This window comes from Chryseobacterium sp. SC28 (assembly GCF_003932955.1).
In the GTDB taxonomy this organism is placed as follows: domain Bacteria; phylum Bacteroidota; class Bacteroidia; order Flavobacteriales; family Weeksellaceae; genus Epilithonimonas.
The window spans coordinates 50,239-63,368 of record NZ_QOVY01000015.1 but is presented as its reverse complement, the minus strand read 5'-3'; the positions used below and the strand labels follow the sequence as shown (position 1 = coordinate 63,368).

At 41.4% G+C, this 13,130-nt stretch carries 5 protein-coding genes; 3 read left to right on the top strand and 2 right to left on the bottom strand.

All coding sequences use genetic code 11. From position 1 onward, the window contains the following. The first annotated feature begins 229 nt into the window (after positions 1 to 229). From DTW91_RS09490 to DTW91_RS09480, 3 genes are all read left to right on the top strand, one after another. A complete protein-coding gene (locus tag DTW91_RS09490; protein ID WP_125203144.1) occupies positions 230 to 610 on the top strand; it encodes a hypothetical protein in 381 nt (126 codons plus the stop codon). A gap of 166 nt (positions 611 to 776) precedes the next feature. Continuing rightward, positions 777 to 3,038 (top strand): glycoside hydrolase family 3 C-terminal domain-containing protein, encoded by a 2,262-nt coding sequence (locus DTW91_RS09485; protein WP_125203143.1) that lies wholly within the window; start codon positions 777 to 779, stop codon positions 3,036 to 3,038. Between the two features lie 621 nt (positions 3,039 to 3,659). Then, positions 3,660 to 5,657, top strand: a complete 1,998-nt coding sequence (locus DTW91_RS09480; protein ID WP_125203142.1) for an ATP-binding protein — start codon at positions 3,660 to 3,662, stop codon at positions 5,655 to 5,657. A gap of 21 nt (positions 5,658 to 5,678) precedes the next feature. On the opposite strand, the gene DTW91_RS09475 is transcribed toward DTW91_RS09480, so the two are convergent. Next, positions 5,679 to 8,048: a BamA/TamA family outer membrane protein gene (locus tag DTW91_RS09475; protein WP_125203141.1), complete on the bottom strand. Its 2,370-nt coding sequence runs from the start codon at positions 8,046 to 8,048 to the stop codon at positions 5,679 to 5,681. Continuing rightward, positions 8,048 to 13,084 carry a translocation/assembly module TamB domain-containing protein gene (locus DTW91_RS09470; RefSeq protein ID WP_125203140.1) on the bottom strand — a complete coding sequence of 1,679 codons (5,037 nt, stop codon included), beginning with the start codon at positions 13,082 to 13,084 and terminating at the stop codon, positions 8,048 to 8,050. The genes DTW91_RS09475 and DTW91_RS09470 overlap by 1 nt, the downstream gene beginning before the upstream one ends. Positions 13,085 to 13,130 lie beyond the last annotated feature (46 nt).

Sequence of the window (13,130 nt, the reverse complement as noted above, 5' to 3'; positions counted from 1 at the left end):
GTTTTGAGTAAGATTGTTCATTTATTTAATTATTTGATAATCAATTAAATATACGGATTTCTATCCAATTGAACAATCTCTTTTTTATTTAATTCCTAAATGCACAACAGGTTAGGATAGTATTATTTTTTTATTCGCACACGACTTCAAAAAAGCTTGGTCTGCAAATTGATGTGGAAAAATTAGACAATTCTTAATATGCATTTAAAACTTAACCACTTAATCAATCATGATTTTTAATAAAAATTTTTCGAAAACAAGTAGTCATACAATTTATCCAATCTATAATGAAGAGGCGGAAAAGGCAGATTACGTTGATCCTTATAATGACAGCCCTTATCTGATAAGTTCTCTACAGAAATTGAGAAAAAAAACCAGTTGCAAGAAAAAAAGAAAAATCATCGACGAATGTTTGGAAAATTACGAAGATGAAATAGCACAAAAACCGGCAACCAATATTTCGACAAAAATTGATGACCGCAAAATAACTTCCTCATTTTCAGACTATGCCAGAGCATCATATAACAAAGTTTTGAAAGATTTGGAAAATATTCAGACATTGCTCGACCGACTGGATGTAAACGAGCCCGATACCATCAAAATAATTTAATACCGTTTCTTGCTTTTTCCTGAAATAATGAATCTGAAACTTATCAAACTTTTGCTTTAACTATTTTTAAAAAAATATGACAAAAGTTTGAAATAAAATTTCTATTTTCTCATAGTGAGATAATAAAGTTTTATTACATTTGTAAATACCGATTAAAAATAGTTTTATGTTGAAGAAATTTGTCTTTCTAAGTCTGATCACGCTCACCTATACGGCTTCGATAGCCCAAAACATTACGACTCCCACCTATTTGGACGAGACCAAACCTGTGGAGCAAAGAGTTCAAGATGCGCTTTCACGGATGACGCTGGAAGAAAAAGTGGCAATGCTCCACGCACAGTCGAAGTTCAGTTCCGCGGGGGTGCCAAGACTGGGGATTCCGGAATTTTGGACAACAGACGGTCCCCACGGGGTGAGAGCGGAAGTAAAATGGGATGAGTGGGATCAAGCCGGATGGACCAACGATTCCATAGTGGCCTTCCCCGCTTTGACTGCGCTTGCTGCGACTTGGAACAAAAAAATGTCTTGGAATTACGGAAAAGCTTTGGGAGAAGAAGCCCGCTACCGCAAAAAAGACATTCTTTTGGGACCCGGCATCAACATTTACAGAACGCCGCTAAACGGCCGAAACTTCGAATATATGGGAGAAGATCCTTACCTGACTTCCAAAATGGCAGTGCCATATATTCAAGGCGTTCAGTCCAATGGTGTCGCCACTTCTGTGAAGCATTTTGCATTTAATAATCAGGAAATGTTTAGACACACTAGTAATGTCAAAGTGGACGACAGAGCAATGTACGAAATCTATTTACCTGCTTTTAAGGCAGCAGTTACCGAAGGCGATTCGTGGACTATAATGGGCGCCTATGATAAATACAAAGACCAGTACTCCAGCCAAAATCAATATTTGCTCAATGATATTCTTAAAGGCGAATGGAATTACAAAGGCGTCGTGATCTCCGATTGGGGCGCGGTAAATAATACAGAGCAAGCCATCAAAAATGGTTTGGATCTCGAGTTCGGCAGCTGGACCAACGGGCTTTCTGCCGGAACCAAAAATGCCTACGACAACTATTATCTGGCTCAGCCTTATCTCAATTTGATCAAGTCTGGAAAAGTCGGCACCAAAGAATTGGACGACAAAGTGAGCAGGCTTCTGAATTTGGCTTACAAAACCACGATGAACAAGAACAAACCCTTCGGAAGCATCGCTTCGGAAGAGCACAAGACTGTTGCAAAACAAGTGGGCGAAGAAGGAATTGTCTTATTGAAAAATGATAAAAATATTCTCCCAATCGACTTAAATAAAGTCAAAACCATAGCAGTGATTGGCGAAAATGCCATCAAAATGATGACCGTTGGCGGCGGCTCTTCTTCCCTGAAAGCAAAATATGAAATCTTGCCGCTTGATGGCATCAAATCTAGATTTGCAAAAGAAGCAGAAGTGAAATTTGCAAGAGGTTACGTAGGCGATCCACGGGGTGAATACAATGGCGTAAAATCCGGTCAGGATCTGAAAGACGATCGCCCTGCCGATGTTCTATTAAACGAAGCGGTAGATTTGGCAAAAAAATCGGATTTCGTCATCTTCGTGGGCGGGCTCAATAAATCTGACCATCAAGATGCAGAAGGAGCCGACAGAAAAAGCTACGGCTTGCCTTATAATCAGGACAATTTGATCGCAGCTTTGACAAAAGCCAATAAGAATTTTGCAGTGGTTTTGGTTTCCGGGAATGCGGTCGCGATGCCTTGGGTTAAAGACGTGCCGGCTATTGTACAAGCTTGGTATCTGGGTTCGGAAGCCGGGCATTCGCTGGCGTCCGTGCTTTCAGGGGATACAAATCCTTCAGGAAAATTACCTTTTACATTCCCGGTCAAGTTGGAAGATAATGCAGCGCACCGCCTTGGAGAGTATCCGGGAAATAAAGAAGAGCTGGCGGCCGGAAAAGGAAAAAACCAGGAAAACCCGATTAATATTTCTTATAACGAAGGAATCTTCGTGGGATACCGCTGGCACGATACGCAGAAGATCAAACCGCAGTTCAGCTTCGGTCACGGCCTTAGCTATACCACATTTGCTTTTGGAAAAGCCAAATCGGATAAAACCACGATGACGCAGGATGATAAAATTACCTTCACTTTTACGGTGAAGAATACGGGGCGAAAAGCAGGCGCAGAAGTCGCCCAGCTTTATATCGCGGATTTGAAATCTTCTGTTCCGCGACCTTCGAAGGAACTAAAAGGATTTGAAAAAGTTTTCCTTAATCCCGGTGAGGAGAAAGAGGTGAGCATCACGATCGATAAAACCGCACTGAGCTTCTTCGATGCCGACAAACATTCTTGGGTGGCCGAGCCCGGAGATTTCGAAGCGCTGATTGGCAACGCATCGGACAATATCCAAACGAAGGTGAAATTCACATTGCAATAAAAAAGTTCGCACTTAAAAACTACAAAGCCCGAGAGTTTTCTTGGGCTTTGTTATCAGTTTTAATAAACATTCAGACTGCCTTTTCCGAAGTTTTATACTTTATATGCTAAATGTAAGTAAGGTTTTTTAATTAACTAAGACTGAATTGTTCTGGAAAACATTCATAGCTGCAATCCGATTATTATGACTGTAAACAAGTTCTACAAAAAAGGACGAGATCTGATAGAGAACAAACTTCAGCCCATCCTTCATTGTTTCGTTCATTAGCTGACCGTGATTTAAAACAATATCACACTGAGAATGATTGGGTAGATTTTTAAAATCGTAGTAAGAAATAGCCATAGCAGTAGTTTTTATGGGGTTTACTTTATATAAAAAAACATCAACAATTTCTTTGCCAAAATTTGAAAAGCATTGGTTTCGCAGTTTACAGATGATGAATGATTTACAAAGCATCAATTTCAGCCGGATTTATTCAATTATCGGAAATTTGAGGAACTCAGAATCGATCCAATACTACTTAACACGTCACCAAATAATTTTAAAAATCGAACCTTGTAAAGGGGAAATCCCAAACATTTGTTGGATAATAATTATATTTGTATAATATTTTGATGTCTTATGAACTCGCATTATATACGGCCCGAGCAATTACTCAGCGTACTTTTTCAGTCGCCGAACGCTACTGCTGTGTACAGTGGCGAGGAAATAAAAATCATCAGCGCCAACGAAGCCATGCTGAAATTATGGGGGAAAGACAGAGCAGTAGTCGGCAAAGATTTTCATGAGGCCCTTCCGGAGTTGTCGGGACAGCCTTTTCTGCGTATCTTAAAGGAAGTTTGGCATTCCGGAGAAACCTACTTTGCAAAAGATTATCCTGCAATTCTGGAGATAGACGGTGTGCTTCAAAATTTTTATTTTGATTTTCAGTACAAAGCGATTTTGGATGAAAACGGGAAAACTGCTTACATTCTTCATACGGCGTTCGAAGTATCCGAGAGAATGGAAGCGAGAAAGATGGTCATAGAAAAAGCTGCGGCGGAAGAGAAATTGACAAGAGATCTTGGCGAATTGAATGAAGAATATCAAATAACAAATGAGGAGCTTTTATCTATCAATACAAAGCTGGAAAATGCCAACAGAGATCTTATTAAATTTAAAAATCAGCTCGAACTGCTCAACAAAACTTTATTAGAGAGCGAAAACCGTTTTAGAACGCTTGTAGAACATTCGCCTGTGGCCATGGCTTCCCTGAAAGGCAAAAATTTTGTGGTAGATATAGTTAATGATGCCATATTGAAAATTTGGGGCAAAGACAAATCTGTGATTGGGATGCCTCTTGACGCTGCTCTTCCCGAAATCAAAGAACAGCCGTTCCTGAATATTTTGGCAGATGTTTATAAATCTGGTAAAGCTTATTATGGAAAAGAATATAAAGCCACCCTGTTGTTCAACGGAGAATTGTCAGACCGATACCTCAATTTCGTTTATAAACCCATCAGCGATGCAAAAGGTAAAAGCACGGCTATTCTCGTAGTTGCCACCGACGTGACCGACGAGGTCAACTCCCGGGAAACGCTCAATGAAATCAATACCCGTCTGCAAATTGCTCTGGACGCGAGCAGCTTAGGATCTACAGAAGTCGAGTTTGCAACCGGCAAAATGGAGAGCAGCGACCAGTTCAAAAGAAATTTCGGATTCTCGCCGGAAGAAGAGTTTACATACGACGATTTGTTTTCTGCAATGTTGCCCGAGCACCGGACACGCATACGGGCGCTCGTGCGCGAAGCCGTCAGAACCAACACTATTTACAAGGCAGAATACCCGATAAAATGGCGCGACGGCTCACTCCATTGGATCCAGGCACACGGGCGACCCCGATATAACTCCAACGGCGTGGCAGACCGGATGGTGGGGATGACCGCCGACATTACGGAAAAAAAATTATTCGATCAGCGCAAAGATGACTTCCTCAGCATCGCAAGCCACGAGCTGAAAACACCGCTTACTATCTTGAAAGCGTCGATACAACTGCTAGATCGGCTGAAGGAAAAACCATTCTCGGAAACACACCGCAAACTCATAGAGCAGTCTGCAAAAAGCGTAGACACTATGGTCAATTTGATAGATGAACTACTCAATATGAGAAGAATGAACGAAGATCAGCTAAAGCTGGAGAAAACAAAATTCAACTTGTTCCAGATGCTTTCCAACAGTTGCAATCACATCAGAATGGAGGGAAAATATAAAATTCTAATTCACGGCGATCAAAATCTGGAAGTCTTTGCAGATGAAAACCGCATCGAACAGGTGGTCATCAATTTGGTCAATAATGCGGTAAAATACGCCTCCGATTCCACCGAAATCCACATCAATATAGAATCTCTAAAAAATGAGGTGAAAGTCTCTGTGCGAGATTTCGGTGAAGGGATTGATGCCGCCATTCTTCCCAACCTTTTTGAAAGATACTTCCGGGCAGACCACTCGGGCAAATCCTATTCAGGCCTCGGATTGGGACTGTACATCTGCGCCGAGATCATCAAAAAACACAACGGAAAAATCGGGGCGGAGAGCAAAATCGGAGAAGGAAGCACGTTTTGGTTTATGCTGCCCTTATGACATCGCTTTTAGCTCATATTTTTAAAAAGGATATCCGATCGCGATGTTGAGAATCAGATTATCTTTTCTCCAAGCGCTATCGCCAAAATTAATCCTGTCGAAGACCCATCTGTCGCCTTTTTCGTAATAAGGAATCCGCAGTGGCATAGCAAGATCCAGCCTGAGAATCAGGATTGAAAAGTCGAGTCTCAAACCAACGCCGGCGCCCACCGCCAGTTCGCTCAAGAAATCTTTTGAGAATTTTCCGCCGGGTCTTGTGACAACGCCATTTTCGTCGATATCGTCATTTATTAACCAAATATTCCCGGCATCTACGAAGGCTGCCACATTCAGGAATTTATAAAGGTTGGCTCTGTATTCCGCATTCATTTCCAACTTGATATCTCCCGATTGATCAAAATAGAATGTTGCATTTTGCGAAGTGGGATCATAACTTCCCGGTCCCAATGTTCTTGCTCTGAAAGCCCGGATGCTGTTGCTGCCACCCACAAAAAATTGCTTGGAATATGGTACATACTCCGAATTTCCATAGGGATAGGCCACCCCGGCGATGATTCGCGTTGCAAGACTTGTTTTTTCATTGAATTTGTGATAGAATCTGAAATCGTGTTCCATCTTTGCGTATTGGCTAAACGGAACGCCGAAAAGTTCTTTTTGATCGCCTTTTTTCGCATTGCCACCACTTAGAAGTCCCGTAATATTCCCGGCGAGATCTATCATTCCGCGGTAGTAGATGGTATTGGTCTTTGGCGAAATCGTGTTGGTAAAAGTATAGGCATAAGTAGGTCCGAAAATCAACTGCTTTTCCACAACCCTCCCAAGGGTAGGATTGGCCGGAATTCCCAACTCGGGATTGCCGTCAATCTGTTCCTGATATTTTTCGGTCACGGTTTGCGGTGCCACCATTGTGAGATCCAATAATTTCAGATCGTGTTCCTTCCGCACATTCTCCTTCCAAACGTATCCAAAAGAAGCATTGAAGTTGCTAAGCGTGTACAACTGCGTACGGCTTTGGTACTCGTAGCCCAATTTCATATTGGTTCTGGGAACAAACGCGCTGGAAGAATTAAAACGGAAAGGCGCCACGATTCTGGGGATAGAAAGTTCTGTATTGGCACCTACGCGCACGATGTTGTTGGCATCTTTCGGCCCGCCCATTTGCACGTCGAAAGCGCCATAGATTGAGGCTTTGAACTGCTCTGCACCTCGGAAAAAGTTGCGATGCGTATAGTTCAGATTCACTTCGCCGCCACCATAATTTGCAGAATTCGTTCTTCCCAAAGTTTCCAACCGAAGGGATTGGAATTGTCTGGGTGTCAAGAGGTAGTAGGCATCAAATTGATGATTCAGAGAATCGGTCACTACGAACTCGTTTTTTACAAATTTGAAAACCCCCAAACTGATCAGTCTGTTCAAGGTGAGATTATGATCTTTGCGGTTGTAGATATCGCCTTTTTTAAAGTACAAAGCGCGGTCAAAAATTTTGGGTTTGAATTTTTGTTGGGGATCGATTACATAAATATCCTGATAAGCATATTTAGACAGAGAATCCTTATCCATCGGGATTTTATACTTCCCTCTTTTCACATCGCGAATGTTGTAATTCGGGAAGACCACCACTTTGTCGATGGAAAATTGTTGCGTGGCCAACTCGGGCGTCTGCTCTTTTAGTTTGACATTGAGTTCCACTTTATGAGTCTTCGCCACCGTACTGTCTGCCTGCACAATGATATTGTCGGGATGGAAATAATAAAAGCCTTTCTCCTTCAATCCGTTATCAATTCTTTCTCTTTCTGCTTTGATGACGGCCAAATCAAACGGATTTCCCACTTTCAGCAATGACTTGTCTTTCAAATTCTGAATTTCTTTATTGACCAAAGTCGAATCTTCCTGGAATTTGACTTGGCTAATAAGATACTGGTTTCCTGGCTTGACATTATAAATCACTTGTGCCTTTTTGTTCTTCGATACCGTATCGTAAGTGGCCTGTGCATTGAAATAGCCCTTGTTTTCGGAATAATTGATTAGAATATCTTTATTGAATTCTCTATCAACATCTCCCAAAAGAACTGGTTTTTCTCCAAATTTATACTTCAACCAATACCTCAATCCCTTGTCTTTCTTGGGTTCTTTGGTGCTGTTGTAGGCGTACAATTTGGGTCTTAGACCGAAAAATGTCGAGTTTGGTTTCGGCGTCAGATTTTCCTCCAGTTCCGCCTGCAATGCTTTTTTCTGTTTTTTTGGAAGGCTGTCGTTTTCGATTTTCACTTCCGCGCCTGTGTACAGCATTTGTCCTTCTTTTAGGAATTTGGTATTGCTGCAAGATGAGATCATCGCAAAAGATGATAAAGCGATAAGAAGTATGAAATGGATTGGAATTCGGCTCTTCATTATTTAAAATCTACGACTTGGTTATTATTTTTTTCTCTTTGCTGTTTTCTTTTCTCTCTTTTTGCACTTTGGAAGATTTCTCGAAATTTATTATAGTCCAAAGTGATAATGAAGCCCACGCCGGTTTCTACGATCTGGCCTTGCAAAGCCACCTGGTATTCATTTTTACGATACGCTCTCAGCATATATCTGCCATCTTTTGAAAGGCTGTAATCTACCGAAACATCGCCGGCGATGTTGGTCGTATTTTCATTGGGTCTCGCATCTCCTTCTAAGCCAAAATTGCTTCCCACAGAAACTTTTAGCCGGTCGTTGAGCAATCTTTTGCTCAGACCCACGTTTAGATCCGTTCTCGTGTTTTGTGTTCCTGTGGAATAATCTTCGGTGGACTCCAAATCAAAATTAAGGTCAACCCCTTTGATGAGATCCGATGCCATATTGTTTAATTGCTGAGACAAAATTCTGCTCACGCTTTGTCTCGCCATCGTCTCGGTGGAGAGTCCGGCACTATTTTCAAAAGGATTATCTCCAATAAAACGATTGAGCAGCAGCAAAGCAAAGACCTGCTTATTCATTTCGTTTTCATCGGTTCGCAATTGTGTAAGTTTTTGATCCACAATATCTTTCACGTCGGAGGAAACAGAATTATCTTTTTCTTCTGTCGTGATGTCAAACGTAATAACCGGTTTCAGCAATTCGCCTTTCATCTGAAGCAAGGTATTGAAGTCCATTCTCTGTTTGTATTGATTAAGCGCGGCTACACTTTCTCCGCTGATCTGCTGTTCCACCAGATCCAAGGGTGCCGCCTGCGTTTTGTAAACAGCGGTGAGATCCAAAATAGCGGCAGTAGGCTCGCCAGTCCAAGTGATGGTACTGCCTTTTTGGATCTCGAACCGGCGTTTCAGCAGACTGACGCTCATTTCATAACTTCCTTGCTCCACTTCATAAACGCCCACCAGAGTGGTTTTACCCGATGGATCTACGCCGCCCGTAAGCTCGGCTTCCCCTTGTAATTTTACCAAATCGCCGTTGGCTTTATCAATAAGGATCGACATTTTGGCTTCTTTGCTCACTTCGATATTCACGCTCACGTCCATTCCTTTGATTTTATTTTGGGCGCTCAGAGAATCTGCGACAATGGTTTTGTTTAATGCCAACTGATCTTGATCTATAAACTCTACAATGCCATCTCTTTCCTGCAAAGACGGGCTGGACTGTGGCAAGACAAATGTAAAATCTGTATCGTCGGCGACTGCTAAACTGCCGTCCACCTTCGGTAAATCTAAGTTTCCTCGGACTTGCAAAGCTGCATCGATGGACAGCATACCATACATCAAAGCATCGTCTGATTTTTCAGAGTTCACAACTTTGAAATCTTTGGCATTGACATCGAGATTGAAATCAAAATCGCGGTAATTCTGCGTCAAAACCTGCCCGTCTATTTTAAGAGAATTTCCGTCTTTGTCATTGATTTTGAAATTATCGAACTCAATTCCGCGATTGGTAAATGAAATTTTATCATTGATTTTCCGAAAATCGCTTCCGGTCTGGACAATCATCATTCCCACATTATTCATCATCACATCGCCAAGAATTTTGGGTTCAGATGCCGTTCCGGCAATCTGCAAGTTACTCGAAAGATAGCCTTCCGCCTTGGTTATGGCATTCATTGTTAAGCCTTGCAGGGTTTTCATCTGAAGCCGGTTCATAGCAAGATCCAAATCAAAACTGCTTGCAGCCGTATTGTAGTTGCCGGTAATTTTCACATCATTTTCATTCCCGGAAAGCGCAATATCGGCATTAATCAAATCTGCAGAAGTATTCTTGGCCTTCACAGACAAATTGCCGACCGGACTTCCGTACACAAATAAATCGGCAATATTTATATCCGATGTGAAGGTCATTTTTTTGCTTAGATCCCGCAGTTGAGCAGTTCCGTTGATCGTTCCTTTTGCAAGTAAGGAGTCTTTTTTGATGATCTCCGTAATGGTCTCGATTTTAAAATCCTTCAAAGAAATATTCAGCGGACTGTTCGGTGAACTGTTTTCCGACTGTACCAAAATCTCGCTCCCACCGTTCGTCAGCCGAAAATTATCCGCGAAAATTCCCCGGCTGCCAAGTTGAATTTTATTTCCCTCGGCAACTGCCCAGTCCGCATAATTTAATTTCAGGCCGTTTGGATTTAGAGAAATTTCCGTAATGCCGTTCAAGGATTTTGCATTGCCAGAAATCAAGAATTGCGTGTTATCTTTTTCGTCTTTTGTTGATATATTATAAGTAATGATATTCTCCGCGACATCGCCATTGATATTCACTTTAGTGAGAGAGAAACTCTCGCTTTTCAAAGCGGCGACATCCAGATTGTACTGCAAAGCTCGATTTCCATTGGTGATTTTAAGAGCCGTCCTTTCCAAAGAATTGGTGCCATACACAATTTGAGGAATCTGGGCTTCGAGTTCTATTTTTTGAGAATCGGCGTTGTAATTTCCTGTAATGTCGATGGTTTCAAAGCTCTTCAAATCGGGAACGAATTTCCTTATCAAATCATCATTTATAATTTTTGCATTCAGTGTGAAGTATTGTCCCGCGTCTATCTTAGCCGCTTTCCCTGGCTTTTGGAATTGGTAATACTGATTCACAGTCTGCGACAATGAACCAAAAATTTGAGTTAACTTATATTTCCCTTTCAGCTCCAGATCGGCAATTTGCGAATTAAACTTGATCTGCGTAGAATCTGCTGTTGAAACCGCCACCAGATTCATTTCTTGAACCGGATACACTTCTTTGGTATCAGAAATGGCGAAGTTTTTCAGCGTCAGATATCCGTTGAGATCATCCGGGTTCAGGTTTTTGAAATCGCCGTCAATCAAACCAGCCAATATCATCGGCGAGCTGTAAAATCGCAGTTTATATAGATCCAATTTGGTGATATCTCCGTTCATTTTTATTGTTGGATTCTTATCGCTATAGATGCCGGAGGCTGTCAATTTTAAGTTCGCATTCGGATCTTTGGAGGTCAGGATAATATGGTATGCACCGCGGTTGATCTTGCCCACGAGATTCATATTTTGATAACGATAACCGTTGTAAGTCGCGGACCGAACGGTGCCTACAAGATTGGCATTAGCCCTTTTGAAATCAAAACTTTCGCCTTTTGCAGAAATTTGAGCCGTAACGCCGCCGATGTCTTTATTCTGAATAAATTTCCCAACCTGAAGATTCTGCAAGTTGGCTTTCACATCGTACAACTCGCGATTCTTGCGCCGCATATCTAATTTTGCGTTGATTGCTGCATTTCCGAGCGTAGAATAGAGCGTCAAATTGGTATTGACGACTTTCGTAGTTCCTTTAGCAAAACCCTTGATGCTGAAATGCGATGGTAAGGAAATATTTGGCGGAATGGTGCCTTTCGGTATCAAATTAAAAGCCGTTTTTCCGGATGAAGCCAATTCTCCGATTTTCAAATCGTAGTACAACTGGTCAGGATTCATCGCATTTTTGATTCTTCCGGAAGCATTCACGCGCAATTGATCGAGCCCGGAAATTTTCAGTTCGTTGATCAAAAGATCATTCACCAAACCTTTAAGATTGGCATTGATGTCAAGCGTAGCGTTTGGATATTTATCGAAAGGTGCTGTATTTCTGAGCGTTGGCACCAAGTTCAAAATATCGGCAAAACCGATTTTTGACTCCTTGATATTAGCAGAAATGTGCACCGCTCCAAGATTGGAAGACAATTGCTCCACCGAATTATAATTGAGTATCACTTCGTCCCGCAAAATCGACTTCGAAGTTTGAAGATACAAATCTTTGAGGTAAGCTTCTCGATCGGAATAAACAAAATCTGTATTGAATTTCTGAACATCCAATCCACTTTTTTCCCGGATTTCTGCAGATTTTACGCTACCGGCAAACCCATTGTTTTCCATCTTGAAATCGCGAACATCCACATTTAATTTTGCAAAATTGAGATGGTTAAAATCCATACCCGTCTTCGTTGGTGCAACGGCGGTGTTGTTGAAAGCGATTTTCACATCATCCAATTTCAGTTTTCCAAGCAGCACTTTCATCGCTTTTTCCTGAATCGAATTTTTCTCAACTTCCGGTTTATTTTCGTTTTTTGGATTCGCGTTGGCTGCAGGTAGATAGAGATTAGCATTGATGTTTGCCCCTGTCAATAGGACGTTTTCCACATCATAAAAATTATTTTGAAGATCCAGCGTGTTGACTTTGGTGCTCAATTCTTTGAAGAGAATTTTTGCAAAGGTTTTGGTATTATCGTCGCCATAATCGATGTTAAAATTAGTCAATTTGATGCCGCTCAGGCTCAGCTGCATCGGCTTTTTCTGATTGAGAGAATCTACTTTTTGCTCCACATTTTTGGAAACTTCTTGCACCAAATCCTGCTTCAGTTTCAATTTCAAACCATCCAGCGTGATGTCTTTCACCGCATATTTATTATTCTGAAGGTCAAAAGTTTTCACTCTTGTATCAAAAAATTTGAAATAAATCTGGAGATCATTTTTGGCTTGTTGGTCGTTAAAAGTCACGCCGATATCTTTCAACTTAATCTTGTCGAGCGAAATGATAAAAGGCTTAGACGGACTTTCCTCCTTTTCCGACGTTGCGAAAGCATTGATAATATAATCGAAATTGAATTGACCTTTCGGATCTCGCACCACGTTGGCACGCACGCCTTCCAAATCGATCGAAGTCAGTTCTGCTTTTGAATTGAGAAGTTGCAAAATGTGCAGCCCAACATCGAATTTCTTGACCGCTAAAAGTGTATCAACTTTTTGACCCTGCAAATAAAGATTTTCCATTACTAAACTGTTTGGAAAGCCGATGTAAACCCGATCGAGGCTCACTTTGGTTTTGATTTTCCCCTCCAGATAGACAATCAATCGGTCTTTGACAAAATTTTGGACGAACGGCAACTGTAAACTCAAAATCAGTAAGAGCAGCAAAACAAAAACGGCAACGATGGTTCTGATCAATCGTCTAATAATCTTTCCTCTGTTTAGTTTAATTTTCAATGGCGGATTTTTTTGTTGGAAACCAAAAGCAAATACTATACTAAAA

Bases quoted from the DNA above. Each gene is read 5' to 3' on its own strand.
- DTW91_RS09480 (WP_125203142.1), top strand. From the start codon at position 3,660: ATGAACTCGCATTATATACGGCCCGAGCAATTACTCAGCGTACTTTTT.
- DTW91_RS09490 (WP_125203144.1), top strand. From the start codon at position 230: ATGATTTTTAATAAAAATTTTTCGAAAACAAGTAGTCATACAATTTAT.
- DTW91_RS09485 (WP_125203143.1), top strand. From the start codon at position 777: ATGTTGAAGAAATTTGTCTTTCTAAGTCTGATCACGCTCACCTATACG.
- DTW91_RS09475 (WP_125203141.1), bottom strand. From the start codon at position 8,048: ATGAAGAGCCGAATTCCAATCCATTTCATACTTCTTATCGCTTTATCA.